A 16,937-nucleotide genomic window follows, 5' to 3' on the forward strand; every position below is an offset into this window, starting at 1 on the left:
CACCAGGAGAACCACCCATGACCTCCACGGTGCCCGCCGCCGTCCACGACGAGCAGCACGCACAGGCGCGGACCGAGCCGCCCGTCACCATGTTCGGCCCGGACTTCCCCTTCGCCTACGACGACTACCTCGCCCACCCCGCCGGCCTCGGCCAGGTGCCCGCCACCGAGCACGGCACCGAGGTCGCGGTCGTCGGCGGCGGACTGTCGGGGATCGTCACCGCCTACGAGCTGATGAAGATGGGCCTGAAGCCGGTGGTCTACGAGGCCGACCGGATCGGCGGGCGGCTGCGCACAGCCCGCTTCGACGGCTGCGACCCCGAACTGACCGCCGAGATGGGCGCGATGCGCTTCCCGCCGTCGTCCACCGCCTTCTGGCACTACGCGGACCTGGTGGGCCTGGAGACCAGGCCGTTCCCCAACCCGCTGGCTCCCGACACCCCCTCCACCGTCGTCGACCTCAAGGGCGAGTCCCACTACGCCCGCACCCTGGACGACCTGCCTGAGGTCTACCACCAGGTGATGGAGGCGTGGAACGCCTGCCTGGAGGAGGGCGCGGACTTCTCCGGCATGCAGCAGGCCATACGGACGCGCGACGTGCCGCGCATCCGCGAGATCTGGTCGCGCCTGGTGGAGAAGCTCGACAACCAGACCTTCTACGGCTTCCTGTGCGACTCCCCGGCGTTCTCCTCCTTCCGCCACCGGGAGATCTTCGGCCAGGTCGGCTTCGGCACCGGCGGCTGGGACACCGACTTCCCCAACTCCATCCTGGAGATCCTGCGGGTCGTCTACACCGGCGCCGACGACGACCACCGCGGCATCGTCGGCGGCAGCCAGCAGCTCCCGCTGCGGCTGTGGGAGCGCGAGCCGGCCAAGCTGGTGCACTGGCCGGCGGGCACCTCGCTGAAGTCCCTGCACGGCGGCGACCCGCGCCCGGCCGTGACCCGGCTGCACCGCACCGCGGGCAACCGCATCACCGTCACCGACGCCACCGGCGACGTGCGCACCTACCGGGCGGCGGTCTTCACCGCCCAGTCGTGGATGCTGCTGTCGAAGATCGACTGCGACGACGACCTGTTCCCCATCGACCACTGGACGGCGATCGAGCGGACCCACTACATGGAGTCCTCCAAGCTGTTCGTGCCGGTGGACCGCCCGTTCTGGCTGGACAAGGACGAGCGCACCGGCCGGGACGTGATGAGCATGACGCTCACCGACCGCATGACGCGGGGCACCTACCTGCTGGACGACGGGCCGGACCGGCCGGCGGTGATGTGCCTGTCGTACACCTGGTGCGACGACTCCCTGAAGTGGCTGCCGCTCAGCCCCCAGGAGCGGCTGGAGGTCATGCTCAAGTCCCTGCGGGAGATCTATCCGGACGTCGACATCCGCAAGCACATCACCGGCAACCCGGTCACCGTCTCCTGGGAGAACGAGCCGTACTTCATGGGGGCCTTCAAGGCCAACCTGCCGGGTCACTACCGTTACCAGCGGCGGCTGTTCACCCACTTCGCGCAGGACCGGCTGCCCGAGGACAAGCGCGGCATCTTCCTCGCCGGCGACGACATCTCCTGGACGGCCGGCTGGGCCGAGGGCGCGGTGCAGACCGCGCTCAACGCGGTGTGGGGCGTGATGCACCACCTCGGCGGCTCCACCGACCCCGCCAACCCCGGGCCGGGTGACGTCTACGACGAGATCGCCCCGGTCGAACTCCCCGAGGACTGAGCCGGACCGGCGGGCCGGACCGGCTACGGGGGCACGTCGTCCGGCCCTCTCCGGTGCCCCGGCCCGCCCGGGGGGCGCCCCGGCCCCGGCGACCGCTGCGCCGGACCGACCGCCGGCTACCCGACCTTCACCGGACGCTCCCGCTCGGTGCGCGGTCCGTTCACCGGCCGCGAACGGCCCTGCCTGGACGAGCCGTACGGCATCAACCGCCGCCCGATGCTCATCGACCGGCCGGATCGGGAGGACGGCCGGCCCGTGGTGCGGGGACCGGGTGTGGGGCCACAGCCCGCCCCGCCCCCACCCCCGCCCCTTGGCCTTCAACCCCGGAGACCCGCGGCGTCAGGACCTGACGGTGCTCTCCCGGACGACCAGCCGGTAGTCCGCCTCCACCTCGTGCCGCCCGTCGTCCCCGGCCGGCCGGCCGCCGCGTCCGCTTCCGCCGATGCGGGCGTCCAGCAGCTCCACGGCCGTCCGCGCTATGCGGGCCTTGTCGGGGGAGATCGTCGTCAGGGTCGGGGTGCTGTAGCGGCCGTCCTCGATGTCGTCGAAGCCCGCCAGCGCCAGGTCGTCGGGGACCCGCAGACCGGAGGTCAGAGCGGTGCGCAGGGCGCCGAGGGCCAGCAGGTCGTTGAAGCAGAAGACCGCCTGCGGGGGTTCGTCCAGCTCCAGCAGGCGGCGCATCACCGCGGCGCCGTCGGCGCGGTGGTACGACGCCGTCGGCGGGGCCAGCCGCTCGTCGTAGGGGAGTCCGGCGGCCTCCAGCGCCTGCCGGTACCCGGCCAGCCGCAGGTGGGCGGTGTTGGCGCTGGGGTTCTCCTGGGCGCCGATGGCGCCGATGCGGGTGTGGCCCAGCGAGATCAGGTGCTCGGTCATCTCGCGGGCGGCGCGCTGGTTGTCGATGGCCACATGGTGCGTGGGACCGTCCATGACGCGCTCGCCGAGCAGCACCATCGGAGTGCTGTCGGTGCGGGCCGCCAGCTCCTCGCGGCCGACGGTGATGGGGCTGAAGATGAGCCCGTCGATGAGCTGCTCCCGGATGCCCTGGAGCACCTCGCGCTCGCGGTCGGCCAGGCCGTCGGTCTGGTCGATCAGCACCGTCCAGCCGCGCTCGACGGCGGCGTCGATCACGAACCGGGACAGCTCGGCGAAGTACGGGGCGTCCAGCTCGGGCAGGGCCAGGGCGATCACGCCGGTGCGGCCGCGGCGCAGGTTGCGCGCCGAGAGGTTCGGGCGGTAGTCCAGCTCCGCCAGAGCCTGCTCGACCTTCTCCCGTGTGTGCGGAGCCACGTAGGTGTAGCCGTTGACCACGTTGGAGACGGTCTTGACCGACACCCCGGCCCGTGCGGCCACGTCCTTGAGGCTGGCGCCCACCTCTGTTCACCTCCACCCGGCACCCACCGGTGCCGCTCGCGAAGCGGTACGGGCCACCCTGGCACATCGCCGGCGCGCGGTGCGGGCCGACCCGGTGCCGAGTGCCGCACGCGGTCACCCCGCGGAACCGCGCAGTGGGACCCGTCCGGTTCCGAGGAACCATCGCCGAAGTGTTTACAACGCTGTTTCAACGATGTAATCGTATCAGCGCACGCCACCTCGGACCATCAGCCGCCCGACGACCGGCGGCAACCGCGGCCGGTGGCTCGCGGTAGCGGTCCCGTACGCGGTGAGCGTGTTCCGCGGGCGGGACTCGCCTCCCCCCTCGTCCCGCCCGCGGAACCCCGCCCACCCCCTGAGCCTCATGGAGCGCCCATGCCCACCGCCCGTCTCACCGTCGACCCAGGCTTTCGCATCGGGGCCGTGGACCGGCGCCTGTTCGGCTCCTTCGTCGAGCACATGGGCCGGTCGGTCTACACAGGCGTCTTTGAGCCGGACCACCCGGCGGCCGACGAGGACGGCTTCCGCACGGACGTTCTGGACCTCGTCCGCGAACTCGGCGTCACGCTCGTGCGCTACCCCGGTGGCAACTTCGTCTCCAACTACCGCTGGGAGGACGGGGTAGGCCCGGCCGGCCGGCGCCCCACCCGCCTGGACCTGGCCTGGCGCAGTGTGGAGAGCAACGCCTTCGGCCTCAACGAGTTCATGGCCTGGGCCGGCAGGGCCGGCGTCGAGCCGATGATGGCCCTCAACCTCGGCACCCGCGGCACGTCCGAGGCCCTGGACCTGCTGGAGTACACCAACCACCCGGGCGGCACCGCCCTGTCGGACCTGCGCCGCTCCCACGGCGTGGCCGACCCGCACGGCGTCCGTATGTGGTGCCTGGGCAACGAGCTCCTCGCAAGGAGAAGGGCAGCAAGAACCGGGACAAGGCCAGGATCCACGTCGCACGGGCACACGCCCGTGTCGCGGACGCGCGCCGCGAGTTCCACCACCAGCTCTCCACACAGCTGGTCCGCGACAACCAAGCGGTCGCCGTGGAGGACCTGGCGGTGAAGGGACTGGCGCGCACGCGCCTGGCCAAGTCCGTGCACGACGCCGGATGGTCGGCGTTCGTGAGCATGCTGGAGTACAAGGCCGCCCGGTACGGACGTACCTTCGTGAAGACCGGCCGGTTCGAGCCGACCTCCCGGGTGTGCTCCGTGTGCGGCGTCAAGGACGGCCCCAAGCCCCTCCACATCCGAGAGTGGACGTGCCAGGCGTGCGGGGCGGTCCTGGACCGGGACATCAACGCGGCGGTCAACGTCGCCCGGGCGGCCGGACTGGCCGTGTCAGCCTGTGGAGCGCTGGTAGTGCGCCGTGAAGCGCACGCTGTTCGAGTGGAGGTGCAAGACCACCACCGTCGTCCTGTCGCAGCAGGACGACTGAAGCTGAGGGCAGCCCGACCTGGGAGGTGCCGGGGAGGGTGGCAAGCGGCCCTGACAAAGCCGGGACGTGCCAGCACTGCCAGATGGTGCGGGTCCGGCAAGCAAGACGGAAAGGAGTACGCGAGGAACCGGCGCTGACGCCCCCTGACTCCACACCAGCTCGAACCTGGCGGATGTGGGCTGGGTGCGGTGTGTCCCTGCCTTGTACCTGGGGTGGGGAACTTCCCAAGTGATCGCTTCCAGTTGCTCGGGAAGGCCACGGTGAAATGCTGCGGGGTAGCCGTGGCGATGCCGCGGGGGTATAGCCGGGCTCCTACTCCGTCGATCGAACAGCGAGTGAACACGGGAACCGTCCCGGTCCTGACCTGGGATAACGCGTCCAGCGTTGTTTGCAGGCTGGGCCCACTGTCGGCCGATCGGGCCGGGACGGGGCGGAGCCGCCGTAGTACTCCGAGCCGGGGAGAGCCCGGCACATGGGGAAGGGCGGCAGCGGAATCGAGAAGGGAAGGAGGCTGCAATGCCGAAAGACGCGCCGCTGAACAGTGACGCTCCGGAGGTCCCTATGGGGTCTCACCAACGGGTATCGGGGATGCAGGCCAAACTTCACCGTTGGGCGGCGGCCGACCATGGCCGCAGGTTCGACGATCTGTTCAACCTCGTATGCGACCCGGCGACGCTGCTAGTGGCGTTCGAACGGGTCGCGGGCAACAAAGGGGCTAAAACGCCCGGAGTGGACGGCCTGACGGTCGTCAACATCGAGCAGGAAATTGGCCCTCATGGGTTCCTGGAGGATCTTCGCCACGTACTTAAATCGGGTGAGTTCCGCCCGCTGCCGGTGCGTGAACGCAAGATCCCCAAGCCTGGCGGGAGCGGGAAGATGCGCAAGCTCGGCATCCCCACCGTGACCGACCGGGTGGTCCAGGCGGCCCTGAAGCTGGTGCTGGAACCGATCTTCGAGGCCGACTTCAAGCCGGTCTCCTACGGCTTTCGGCCCCTGCGGCGGGCACACGACGCGATCGCCGAGATCCACTTCTACGGCACCCACGGTTACCGCTGGGTCCTGGACGCGGACATCGAGACGTGCTTCGACTCGATCGACCACACGGCCCTCATGGACCGGGTGCGTCGACGAGTGAAGGACAAGCGCGTGCTGCGGCTGGTCAAGGCGTTCCTCAAGGCCGGCGTCCTCACCGAGGACAACAGCCGCGAGGACACCTACACCGGCACCCCGCAGGGAGGCATCCTCTCCCCTCTGCTGGCGAACATCGCCTTGTCGGCGCTCGATGAGCACCTGACCAGGCCGTGGGAGCCGGGCGGGGAGATGGCGACCCCCTACCGGCGCAGTCGTCGCCGTGCCGCCGGGCGCCCGAACTGGCGCATCGTCCGCTACGCGGACGACTTCGTCGTTCTGACTACCGGTGAACGCGGTGATGCGGAAGCGTTGCGCGAGGACATCGCCGACGTGCTGCAACCGCTCGGGCTTCGCCTCTCCGAGGCCAAGACGCAGGTGGTGCACATGTCGGAAGGGTTCGACTTCCTGGGGTTCCACATCCAGTGGCGCCGCAAGCGAGGAACGGATAAGTGGTACGTCTACACCTTCATCGCTGACCGGCCCATCCGGCAACTGAAGGACAAGATCCGTGCCCTGACGAACAGAACGTCGCAGCAGAACCCCAGGGACGTGCTGATCAGGCTCAACCAGATCATGCGCGGCTGGGCCAACTACTTCAAGCACGCGGTCTGCAAAGTCGCCCTGAGCTGCCTCGCCCACTTCACGTGGCGCCGGGTGATCAGCTGGTGGATGGTGCTGCACCGCTGGAGGTGGAAGGACGTCCGCCGACGCCTCACCGACCACAACGGACGGTGGCAAAGGCCCTCGGCAGACGGGATCGAACTGTTCGACCTCCAAGCAGTGACGGTCTCCCGTTACCGCTACCGAGGAGACAAGATCCCCAACCTCTGGATTCCCAACCACGCCTGAACGGCAGAGACCGTGGAGAGCCCGGTGCGTGGAGACACGCACGCCGGGTTCGGCGAGCGGCACGGAGAAACGGACCGGTGGCAACACCGGCACCGCGCTCCGTGCCGACTCAACAGACGGGCACTCGTGCCCGCACCGCGCGGCGAAGCAGGAACCCACTCGACACCGCAGCCTTCAACGGCGCGGTAGGCGGGAATCGCCGTCCTTCAGGGCGGCGAGGACGTCAAAGCATCCCCCTGGACGTGCACTGCCTGGCCGGCTACGCCAACGCCGGGCACCTGGCCCGCGCGGGACTGGACGCGCCGCCCACCGACCGCTCCGGCTACGAGGAGGCGCTCGCCGAACTGAGTGACGCCGGGGTCGAAACCCCCTTCTGGATGCCCAACAAGTGGCCCGCCCACCTGATGTTCATGTCCCTGCTGTGGCAGTTCGGCGGCGAACTGTACGACGCCGAGGGCACCGCCGCCAGGTGGGGATCGGACGCCGGGGTCGAGGCCCTGTCGTGGATGCGGGAGCAGATCACCAAGGGCCACAGCCCCGCCCAGGTCGCCCAGGACGCCCAGTACAACGCCTTCAAGAACAACAAGGTCAGCTTCACCTGGGACGGCATCTGGCAGATCAACGACCTCAAGGCCAACGCCAAGGACCTGCGCTGGGAGATGGCCCCGATCCCCACCATCGGCGACGTACCCGCCGCCTGGAGCGCCTCCCACAACTTCGTGCTCACCTCGCAGGCCGCCAAGGACGAGAACAAGGTCAAGGCCGCCAAGTTCTTCATCGACTACATGAGCAAGCGCTCCACCGAGTGGGCCAAGGCCGGGATGATCCCCGCCCGTAACTCCGTCCGCGAGGACCCCGAGGTCGCCGGACTGCCGCAGACCGGGCTGGCGAGGAACTTGGAGATCTTCCACTTCCTGCCCGCCCTCCCCGGCATCGGCGACGTCCAGTCCAAGGCGCTCGAACTGGCCGTCCAGAAGGCCGTCCTGGGCCGGCTCTCGCCCGCCGAGGCCCTGGCCGAGGGCGTGCGCACGGCCGACAAGCTCCTTGCGGAGAACAAGCAGAAGTACGCGAAGTGAGGCGTCCGACGTGGCACTGCGGCTGACCGCACGGCCGTCCACCGCGGGAGCACGACCCGGCCCGGACCGGCCCCCCGCCCGGGTCGCCACCCGCTCCTACCGGTGGTGGACGCCGTACGTCTTCATGGGCCCCTACCTGGCCCTGTTCGCCGTCTTCGTCCTCGCCCCGATCGGCTACGGCCTGTGGATCAGCCTCCACTCGTGGGACATCAACATCCCGGCCAAGCCCTTCGTCGGCCTGGACAACTACCGCGAACTGTTCGACCTCGAGAGCGTGGAGGGGCCGCGCTTCTGGGCCGCGATGCGCGCGACGGGGATCTTCACCGCGCTGTCCCTGCCGTTCCTGCTGATCGTGCCGCTGTTCGTGGCGATGCTGATGAACGGCAGGTTCCGCGGCCGCAACCTGTACCGGGCGGTGTACTTCGCCCCGTACGTGCTCGGCGTCGCCGTGGTCGGCCTGTTGTGGCGCTTCCTGCTCGACGGCAACATCGGCATGGTCAACCACTACTTGGGCGTGCTCGGGCTGCCCGACGACATCCAGTGGACGACCGACACGCCCGCCGCCTGGTGGGGCCTGGTGGGCGTCACCGTCTGGTGGACGCTCGGCTTCAACGCCGTCATCTACCTCGCCGGGCTCCAGGACATCCCCGCCGAGCTGTACGAGGCAGCCCGCGTCGACGGCGCCGGCGCCTGGCAGCGGTTCGTCCACGTCACCCTGCCCGGGCTCCGCCCGGTGCTGCTGTTCGTGATCAACGCCACGCTCCTGGCGTCGGCCAACATGTTCGGCCAGTCCTATCTGATCACCACCGGCGCCCCGGCGGACGAGACCAAGACCGCGATCTTCCTGATCGCCGAGACCGGTCTGCGCCGGTTCGAGATGGGCACCGCCTCGGCGATGAGTTTCGTACTCGCCCTGGCGCTGATGGCCGCCAGCGCGGTGATCTTCCGCATCTTCCGCGAACGTCAGGAGGACCGATGACCGCCGCCCGTTCCGGCTCCACCCCGGTGTCCGGGTCCCGGACGCACGAGGGCCGACCCGCCTTCGAGACGCCGGAGCCGCCCCCCGGGGCGGCGGGACGGGCCGGGGCCGGCCGGGTGGGCGCGGCCCCGGCACCCGTCCGCCGGCTGCGCCGCTCCCTGCTCCACCTCGTCCTGGGCGTCGTCGCCGCGCTGTACCTCAGCCCGCTGCTGTACATGCTGGCCACCTCGTTCAAGACCCGGGGCGAGGCCGGGGCCACCGAACCGCGCTGGAGGCCCGACCCGTTCACCTTCGACGCGTACCGCCAGGTGCTGGGCTCCACCGACAGCCCGGTCGTGCAGTGGTTCCTCAACAGCCTGCTGGCCGCGACCGCCCACTCCGCGCTGGTGCTGGCCACCGCCACCCCGGCGGCGTACGCGCTGGCCCGGATGGACTTCCGCGGCCGCGGCGTGATCTTCGCGGGTGTCGTGGCCACCCTCTTCGTGCCCCCGGTGATCCTGCTGGTCCCCAACTTCCTGATCGTCAACGAACTGGCCTGGGTGGACACCCTTCCGGCGATCATCGTCCCGGCGGCGGCCGGCGCGTTCGGTGTCTTCTTCCTGAGGCAGTTCTTCCTCACCCTCCCCGGGGAACTGGAGGAGGCCGCGGAGATCGACGGCTGCAACCGGTGGCAGATCTTCCTCCGGGTGGTGCTCCCGCTCGCCCGCCCGGCCCTGGTCACGCTCGCCCTGCTGTCGTTCCTGAGCAACTGGAACGACTTCCTGTGGCCGCTGTACGTGCTGCTCAGCCCCGAGACGCTGACTCTGCCCGCCGGTCTCGCCAACTTCCAGGGCGCCAACAACATCCGCTACGACCTGCTGATGGCCGGGGCCGTCATCGCCAGCGTCCCCGTGCTGCTGCTGTACGTGGTGGCGCAGCGCTGGGTGATCGAGGGGGTGTCCCGTTCGGGCCTGAAGGGGTGAGACGGGCCTGCCGGGTCCGGCCCGTGGCGCTCACCCCGTGCGTGCGGCCGGGCGGCGCTCCAGCGGAGTGAGCAGGAAGCGGCCCACCAGGCCCACCCCCGAGTCCAGCCGGCGGGTGAACTCCTCAGCCAGCTCCGGCAGCCGCCGCATGCTCCACAGCAGCCGCGCCGCCGACCAGGCCGAGTCCCTGGCCCGCTCCATGTCCCAGCCGGCGATCAGATGGGTGAGCGGATCGGCGATGTCCAGCGGAGCGGGGCCGGGCGCGAGGTCCTCGCGGATCCGCTCCTCCAGCTCCACCAGGGCGTCCCCGATCCGGTCGAACGCGCCCTGGAGCGCGGAGGGTTCGCACCCGTGCGCCCGGGCGGTCTCCACCACGGCCAGCGCCAGGTCGTACCCGATGTGCGCGTTGACCCCCGCCAGCGCGAACTGCGCGGGGTGCAGGCCCGTACGGTGGCGCGCCCGGAACAGCGGGCGCCAGCAGGCGGGGACGGGCTCCCCGGCGGCGGCCAGGTCGACGGTGGCCGGATAGCGTCCGGCGAAGACCGCCGCCAGGGCCGCCGCGGAGCGGGGACGGGGCAGGAGACCGTCGACGAGGCTGTGGCGCACCGACAGCGTCACGGACAGATAGACCCGGTTGAAGGCCGCCACCCCGTCGTGCGGCGGCAGTTCCTCCTGGAGCGCGCGCATCCGCGCGATCACCCCGTCCATCCCCTCGGCCCCGCCCGCTCCGCCCGCCCCGTCCGTCCTGTCCGCGGCGGCGGGTCCGGCGGCGGACCCGGACTGCGTCATCGTCATGCGCTCAGAGTGGCAGAAAGGGGCCGGACACAGGGGGGAGAGCGGGAAGTCCCCCGGATCGGGCGACCCCCGAACGGAGGGCGGGCCACCGTCCGTGACCGTCCGCGGAGGAGCGGCGGCCGACGGACGGCAGGGGACGGGCGGCCGCACCGCCGCCTACCGCCTACCGCCTGCCGGGGCCGGTGCCCTCCGCGCCGCCGGTGCCCTCCGCGCCGCCGGCGCCGTCCGTGCCGCCGTCCGCGGTCTCGGCCTCGGTGTCGTAGGAGGAGGTGCCCTCGTCCAGCAGCGGTTCCTGGGCGCGCATGTGCGCCGGGGCCAGCGCCCGCAGCACGTGGTAGCCGGTGAGGACGACGATGGTGCCCAGCGCGATGCCGTTCAGTTCGAAGCTGTCGGTGATCTCCAGACTGACGCCGCCGACGCCGATGATGACGCCCGCCGAGACCGGCACCAGGTTCAGCGGGTTGCGCAGGTCCACCCGGCCCGCGAGCCAGATCTGCGCGCCGAGCAGGCCGATCATGCCGTAGAGGATCACGGTGATCCCGCCGAGCACGCCGCCGGGGATCGCGGCGATCACCGCGCCGAACTTCGGGCAGAGCCCGAACAGCACGGCGAAGCAGGCGGCGGCCCAGTAGGCGGCGGTGGAGTAGACGCGGGTCGCGGCCATCACACCGATGTTCTCGGAGTACGTGGTGGTGGCCGGGCCGCCGACCGCCGTGGACAGCACGGTGGCCGCACCGTCGGCGCCGATCGCGGTGCCCAGCTTGTCGTCGAGCGGATCGCCGGTCATCTCGCCCACGGCCTTCACATGGCCCGCGTTCTCCGCGATCAGCGCGATCACCACCGGCAGCGCCACCAGGATCGCCGACCACTGGAACTCGGGGGCGTGGAGGGAAGGCAGCCCGATCCAGTCGGCCTCGGAGACGCCCGAGAGGTCCAGCCGCCAGTGGTCGACGGCCTCCCCGCCGCCCGCCGGGGAGTGGATCTTCCCGAAGACCAGATCCATGACCCAGGAGACGAGGTAGCCGAAGACCAGCCCGAGGAAGATCGCCACACGGGACCAGAAACCGCGCAGCGCCACCACCGCGAGCCCGGTGAAGAGCATGGTCAGCAGCGCCGTCCACTGGTCCTGCGGCCAGTACGTCGAGGCCGTCACCGGCGCCAGGTTGAAGCCGATCAGCATCACGACCGCGCCGGTGACCACGGGCGGCATCACGGCGTGGATGATCCGCGCGCCGAACCTCTGCACCACCAGGCCGGCCAGCAGCAGCACCACGCCGACCACCAGCAGCGCCCCGGTGATCGTCCCGCTGTCGCCGCCCGAGGCCCGGATCGCCGCTGCGACGCCGACGAAGGAGAGGCTGGAGCCCAGATAGCTCGGCACCCGGCCGCGCGTCATGAGCAGGAACACCATGGTGGCGACGCCCGACATCATGATGGCCAGGTTCGGGTCCAGGCCCATCAGGACCGGGGCGACGAAGGTGGCGCCGAACATGGCGACCACGTGCTGCGCCCCCAGCCCGGCCGTCCGCGGCCACGACAGCCGCTCGTCGGGCCGTACGACGGCTCCGGGCGCCGGTGTGCGACCGTCGCCGTGCAGGGTCCAGCGCAGACCGAGGCCCATGGGTGCTCCGTTTCGTGCTCGCGCGGTGGTGCGTTCCGGCGCGCTTCGGAGCGCGCCGGGAGGTGATCGGGGGTGACCGGAATCGATCGGCCCACATGGTACGGGGCGCCTTCGGGATGTCAGTCGGCGGTACGCGGCGGAATGACCCGCCATGCCCGCCGGTCGGTTGCCGCCGGGGCGGGACGGGGGCGGCGTGTCGACGATCGTGAGGCTGCGCGGCCGGTGCGGCCGGGGGTGCCCGGCCCCGGGCAGCGGACGTCCACCGCCCTTCACCGGCCCGGGGGGAACCCGGCCGCCGGGGCGGACGGGAATTCCGGAACAAGTTGTTCCGAGATTCCCCCAGGGGTATGACGAGGCGGCATGGAAAATGCTGGAAAGGTATAGCTTGTTGCGCAGGGGAAACGCTTTCCGCTCGCATGGGAGAGCGGCCGGAATCAACCTGTTCCCGAACTGGTGGAATTCTGTTAGCGTTCAGAGTGCAGGTGGAAAGAGGCGCGGCGGGCCGCGCCTTTCCGTTCGATGACGGGAACCCCTGGGAGCATTTTTCGGTGGAGTGGCCGAGAGGCGAGGCGACGGCCTGCAGAGCCGTTCACACAGGTTCGAATCCTGTCTCCACCTCAGGCCCGGGCCCGTCGCCGCTCCGAGCGGCGACGGGCCCGGTGCCGGGGGACGCGGGGCGGCCCTCGGGACCGGGGCTCCGGCACACCGCCGGAGCCCCGGTTCAGATTCCGCCCCCGCCCGCGTAGGACTCCCGGACCGCCTCGGCCAGCCGTTGCGCCCAGGCGGCGGCGCGGTCACCGGGCCGCCAGGCCAGGAGCAGCCGGTGGCGGACGGCGGTGTCGTTCAGCGGGATGCAGGCCATCCCGGCCGCCGGGGCCGGGAGCGGATAGGCGGGCAGTACGCCGCCGGTGGCGCAGGCCAGCGCTGCGGCCTCGGCCTCGTCGGCCGCCCAGCGCACTTCGACGTGCACGCCGCGGCGCCGTACCGCGGTCATGAAGCGGTGGTGCAGGGCGGCGTGCCGGCGCCCCGCGGGGAGCAGGCACATCCGGCCGTCGAGGTCGGAGAGGGAGACCGAGGCCCGCTCCGCCAGCCGGTGATCGGCCGCGGTCCGGACGAGCAGGCTCTCCTCGGCGAGCACGGCCGTGCCGAGGGTGTCCGGCAGGGGCCCGTCCAGTTGCGGGAAGTGCCGGAACACGACCAGATCCAGGCGGTGGAGGCGGAAGAGGTCCGGCAGGGCGGCGCCACAGCTCCCGGTGCCGCAGCCCCCGGTACCGCAGTCCACGGTGCCGCACTCCCCGGCGCGTACCTCGACGGCGGCCGACGGCAGCAGGGCGCGGGCACGGGCGGCGACGAGCGGCAGAGCGGGGTGGGGGACGGCCCCGATGCGCAGGCGCTCCGCCGGCGGGTCCGGCGGGCTTTCGTGCGTGCCGGCGGCCAGCAGCCGGTCGACCACCGGGAGCAGTTCGTCGGCGCAGTCCAGCAGCAGTCGGCCGGCCGTGGTGAGGAGGGCACCGTGGTGGTCGCGGTACAGGACGGCCAGGCCGATGGCCCGCTCGACGCGCTGGACGCGGCGGCTGAGGCCGGCCTGGCTGAGGCCGAGCGCCCGGGCGGCGCCGGACAGGCTCCCGGTGTCGGCGACCGCGCGCAGCACCCGCAGGTCCTGGATCTCCACGTCCATGGCGGTCATGCGGGGACCGGCCTCGGACGTGCCGCGGAGAGGACCGCGACCAGCGCCGGCACCTGTGCGGCGATCCGGCTGTCCCTGCGGAACGCCACCAGATGGCTGACCCGCAGTCCGAGGTCGTCCACGGAGCGGTGGACCACCCCGGGCAGGAGCGGCCGGTATGCCTGGCTCAGGGCGACGCAGCCGTGACTCCGGATCACATCGCAGCGAGGCCCGGAGACCGGGATGTCGTGGGCGATGCGCGGTGTGAATCCGTAGGAGGCGCACAGGGCGCGGAGTTTGCCGTCGCAGCCGTCGGGGCCGGTGACCGAGATCCACTCCTCATGCGCCAGGTCGGCCATGGTGAGCCGTTCCGCGGTGGCCTGCGGCCGGTCGGCGGCGACCGCGAGCAGTACCGGGCTGTGCCCCCAGACGATCTGCGCGACCGGACCGTCCGCGGACGGGAGCGGGCCGCCCTGCCCGGAGGCGTGATCGCGCAGCGCGATGTCGATCTCCCCGGCCCGCAGCAGGCCCACCAGTTCCCGGGTGGAGCCGGTGACCACGATCCGCGGGTGTTCCCCGCACGGCAGCCGCCGCAGCGAGTCCAGCAGGGGCCCGTGGAGCACGCTGCCCGCCCAGCCCACCCGCAGTGCCCGGCTCCGGACTTCGCGGTGGTCGTGCAACCGCTGCCCGAAGTCGTCGAGGATGCGGAGGACGGCCTCCGCGTGGTCGAGGACGGTGCTGCCCAGGGCGGTGGGCCGGGCGCCGTGGGGGCCGCGTTCGAACAGGGTCCCGCCGAGCAGCTCCTCCAGCCTCCGTATCTGGCGGCTCAGGGCCGGCTGGGGCAGCCCCAGCGCAGCCGCCGCCTTGTTGAGGCTCCCGGCATCGGCGATGACGCACAGCAGGCGCAGATGGCGGAGTTGTAATTCCATGATCGGAAGCTAAGCGGATTCCGCCCGCCTGCACCAGATCCGAATCGAGCACGGTGCAAATTCTGTCGATTTCCGTGTGTGCGGGGCGGTGGGATTCCGTTGGCAGGTGAGCGGATCCGCCCGGGGAGGGTGCGCGCGAACGGCATAACCGGTCGGCACTACCCGGCCTCCCGTCCGGCCGCCATCATCCCATTCATCGGTTTGCAGGCCGTGACCCGATCGGATGGGGGGCTGTCCGAACCACGACCCGAGGTGGATTGTGTTTGAGATCGAACCACTTACCGAGAACTGCCGTGAATTACTCCCCGAAGCGGCCTTGGCCTGCATCGGGGTCAGCCCGTTCAACAGCTACTTCAGTACGCGGCGGCTGACCGCCCTGGCGGGCTGGGCGATGGAGCGCTTCGAGCGGGTGCGCTTCTTCGTACCGGACACGGTGGCCGCGTACACGCTGGAGGCACTGGGCTGCGAGCCGGGCCGCGCACGCCACAAGGCGCGGAGCCAGGGGCGGTACGTCCACAACAAGATCACCACCGCGCTGCGGAGCCTGGGGGTCGAGGAACCGCGGAGGCTCGTTCTGGGCATGGAGCGGCTGGGCGGCTCGGCGCGCTACGGGCAGCTCCTGGCGGAGGCGCACCTGCTGTTCCGGGAGGACGCCTCCTTCCGCGCCGCCTGCCTGGAGGCGTCCCACTGGGTGCTGGACCGGAGGCTGCCGCCCGGCACCGTCCCGGGCGAGGAGCAGCTGCGGCGCGCGGTTCGGTACTTCCTGGCGGAGCTGCCCCTCTTCGCCGACTCCGCCGGAGTCACCGGGGCCACGGGGAACGGTTCGTCACTCTTCGTCTACCACCAGCGGGTGGCCTTCCTGGAGCGCTTCTACCGGCGCGAGCTGAGCTGGAGACCGGTGCCGGGTCAGGGCTTCGCGGTGGTCCGCGAGCGGGCACCGGAGGCCGGCACGGCCGAAGCCGTGCCCGGAGCCGCCCCGGTGGCGGAGGTCCCCCATGGCGTCCGCTGAGACCGGGCGGGGAGCCGCCGGCGAGCCCGGCCAGGACGAGGCGCTGGACGACTACTCGCTCAGCAGGGTCCCCGAGGAGGCGCGCTACTCGTGGATCTCGGTGGCGGTGCAGCGGTTCGGGCAGGTCTCCTCCTTCCAGCAGTTCATGGTGGGCGCGGTCCTGGGCTACGGGATGACGTTCACCGACGCGGTGATCGCCATCACCGTCGGCTCGGTGATGCTGGAGGCCGTCACGATCCTGCTGGGCGTCGCCGGGGTGAAGGAGGGGCTGTCGACCTCGGTGCTCGCCCGCTGGTCGGGATTCGGCCGCAAGGGCTCCGCGGCGGTGGGCATGCTCGTGGCGTTCAGCCTCGCCGGCTGGTTCGGCGTACAGAACGGTGTGTTCGCACAGGGGATGCACAACCTCGCGGGCGGGGTGCCCCCGTGGGCCTGGGCGCTGGCGGGCGGCGCGGCGGTCACGGCCATCTCGGTGTTCGGCTTCAACACCATGGCGTGGACGGCGTACCTGACCGTCCCCGCGTTCCTCCTGCTGGCCGGCTGGTCGGTGGTGGACACCCTGGCCGACCACTCGCTGGGCCACCTGGTGACCGCGGCCCCGCCGGGGCCGGCGCTGTCCCTGGCCGAGGGCACGACGCTGGTGGCCGGGGCGTTCATCCTGGGGGCGCTGATGACCCCGGACATGACGCGCTTCAACCGCAGGCCGTCCGACGTGGTCAAGCAGACGCTCCTGGGCGTGACGCTGGGGGAGTACCTGATCGGGCTCACCGCGGTGCTGCTCGGCCACGCGGCCCGCACCGCCGACATCGTCGGCATCATCACCACCTCCTCCGGCGTGCTGGGCACGCTGATCCTGGCGACGGCGATCCTGAAGATCAACGACTGGAACCTGTACTCGTCCGCGCTGGCCACCGTCAACAGCATCGATGTGATCTTCGGCAGACGCGTCGGCCGACGGACGGTGACGCTGGCGATCGGAGCGGTGGGCACGGCCCTGTCCGCCGCGGGCCTCATGGACGACTTCACCGGCTTCCTGGAGACCATCGGGGTGCTCGCCCCGCCGGTGGCCGGGATCATCATCGCCGAGTACTACGTGGTGCGGCGGTTCCGCGCGGACCTGGACCGGGCCCGCTCGCACGGCGGGCTGCCCGGCGGGATCGCCGACTGGATGCCCCTGTCCCTGGTGTGCTGGGCCGCCGGCGCGCTGGCCGGCGAGTACGCGGGCATCGGCATCCCCGCCGTCAACGCCGTCGTGGCCGCCTTCGCGCTCTACGCGGTGGCGGGCCGGGTGGCGGTCCGCGGGCGGCCGCGGCCCTCCCGCGCCCCCGGGGTCCCTCCTTTGGGCGTCCCCGACCACCCCGACCTTCCCGAAAGCGGCATGACGAAGGCAGGAGGCTGAC

12 protein-coding genes, 1 tRNA gene and 2 pseudogenes are annotated in these 16,937 nt (G+C 71.4%); 10 read left to right on the forward strand and 5 right to left on the reverse strand.

What is annotated here, in order from left to right:
• Nucleotides 1-17 precede the first annotated feature (17 nt).
• A complete protein-coding gene (locus tag ACW69E_RS15980) occupies nt 18-1,724 on the forward strand; it encodes a flavin monoamine oxidase family protein (protein ID WP_457498924.1) in 1,707 nt (568 codons plus the stop codon).
• 339 nt (nt 1,725-2,063) lie between these two features.
• Here the strand turns inward: ACW69E_RS15980 and ACW69E_RS15985 are convergent, their stop codons facing one another.
• The gene (locus ACW69E_RS15985) at nt 2,064-3,095 is read right to left on the reverse strand and encodes a LacI family DNA-binding transcriptional regulator (protein ID WP_457498925.1); all 1,032 of its coding nucleotides are present in this window, start codon (nt 3,093-3,095) and stop codon (nt 2,064-2,066) included.
• Nucleotides 3,096-3,470: 375 nt separating this feature from the next.
• Here ACW69E_RS15985 and ACW69E_RS15990 point away from each other — a divergent pair.
• From ACW69E_RS15990 to ACW69E_RS16015, 6 genes and pseudogenes are all read left to right on the forward strand, one after another.
• Nucleotides 3,471-3,992, forward strand: a pseudogene (locus tag ACW69E_RS15990) (alpha-L-arabinofuranosidase); the annotation flags it as partial.
• Nucleotides 3,938-4,492: pseudogene (locus ACW69E_RS15995) on the forward strand (RNA-guided endonuclease TnpB family protein); the annotation flags it as partial. The pseudogenes ACW69E_RS15990 and ACW69E_RS15995, both read left to right, overlap by 55 nt.
• A gap of 547 nt (nt 4,493-5,039) precedes the next feature.
• Complete coding sequence (ltrA, locus tag ACW69E_RS16000; RefSeq protein ID WP_457498926.1) at nt 5,040-6,503, forward strand: group II intron reverse transcriptase/maturase; 1,464 nt, start codon at nt 5,040-5,042, stop codon at nt 6,501-6,503.
• A 242-nt stretch (nt 6,504-6,745) separates the two neighbouring features.
• Nucleotides 6,746-7,579, forward strand: coding sequence for a hypothetical protein (locus ACW69E_RS16005; RefSeq protein ID WP_457498927.1), 834 nt, complete (start codon nt 6,746-6,748; stop codon nt 7,577-7,579).
• A 10-nt stretch (nt 7,580-7,589) separates the two neighbouring features.
• Nucleotides 7,590-8,558, forward strand: coding sequence for a carbohydrate ABC transporter permease (locus ACW69E_RS16010; RefSeq protein WP_457498928.1), 969 nt, complete (start codon nt 7,590-7,592; stop codon nt 8,556-8,558).
• Nucleotides 8,555-9,520 carry a carbohydrate ABC transporter permease gene (locus ACW69E_RS16015; protein WP_457498929.1) on the forward strand — a complete coding sequence of 322 codons (966 nt, stop codon included), beginning with the start codon at nt 8,555-8,557 and terminating at the stop codon, nt 9,518-9,520. The genes ACW69E_RS16010 and ACW69E_RS16015 overlap by 4 nt, the downstream gene beginning before the upstream one ends.
• 30 nt (nt 9,521-9,550) lie before the next feature.
• On the opposite strand, the gene ACW69E_RS16020 is transcribed toward ACW69E_RS16015, so the two are convergent.
• Together ACW69E_RS16020 and ACW69E_RS16025 are read right to left on the reverse strand one after the other, a co-directional pair.
• Nucleotides 9,551-10,315 carry a DUF5995 family protein gene (locus ACW69E_RS16020; protein ID WP_457498930.1) on the reverse strand — a complete coding sequence of 255 codons (765 nt, stop codon included), beginning with the start codon at nt 10,313-10,315 and terminating at the stop codon, nt 9,551-9,553.
• Between the two features lie 163 nt (nt 10,316-10,478).
• On the reverse strand, nt 10,479-11,936 hold the full coding sequence (locus ACW69E_RS16025) for a uracil-xanthine permease family protein (RefSeq protein ID WP_457498931.1): 1,458 nt from the start codon (nt 11,934-11,936) through the stop codon (nt 10,479-10,481).
• Nucleotides 11,937-12,483: 547 nt separating this feature from the next.
• Here ACW69E_RS16025 and ACW69E_RS16030 point away from each other — a divergent pair.
• A tRNA-Cys gene (locus ACW69E_RS16030) sits at nt 12,484-12,554 on the forward strand.
• A gap of 103 nt (nt 12,555-12,657) precedes the next feature.
• Here the strand turns inward: ACW69E_RS16030 and ACW69E_RS16035 are convergent.
• The gene (locus ACW69E_RS16035) at nt 12,658-13,623 is read right to left on the reverse strand and encodes a LysR family transcriptional regulator (RefSeq protein WP_457498932.1); all 966 of its coding nucleotides are present in this window, start codon (nt 13,621-13,623) and stop codon (nt 12,658-12,660) included.
• Nucleotides 13,620-14,531: a LysR family transcriptional regulator gene (locus ACW69E_RS16040; RefSeq protein WP_457498933.1), complete on the reverse strand. Its 912-nt coding sequence runs from the start codon at nt 14,529-14,531 to the stop codon at nt 13,620-13,622. The genes ACW69E_RS16035 and ACW69E_RS16040 overlap by 4 nt, the downstream gene beginning before the upstream one ends.
• A 223-nt stretch (nt 14,532-14,754) precedes the next feature.
• On the opposite strand from ACW69E_RS16040, the gene ACW69E_RS16045 reads away from it, so the two are divergent.
• The gene (locus ACW69E_RS16045; RefSeq protein WP_457498934.1) at nt 14,755-15,540 is read left to right on the forward strand and encodes a tRNA-dependent cyclodipeptide synthase; all 786 of its coding nucleotides are present in this window, start codon (nt 14,755-14,757) and stop codon (nt 15,538-15,540) included.
• Complete coding sequence (locus tag ACW69E_RS16050; protein ID WP_457498935.1) at nt 15,527-16,936, forward strand: purine-cytosine permease family protein; 1,410 nt, start codon at nt 15,527-15,529, stop codon at nt 16,934-16,936. Before ACW69E_RS16045 ends, ACW69E_RS16050 begins: the two co-directional genes overlap by 14 nt.
• Nucleotide 16,937 lies beyond the last annotated feature (1 nt).

Source organism: Streptomyces sp. SS8 (assembly GCF_054072955.1).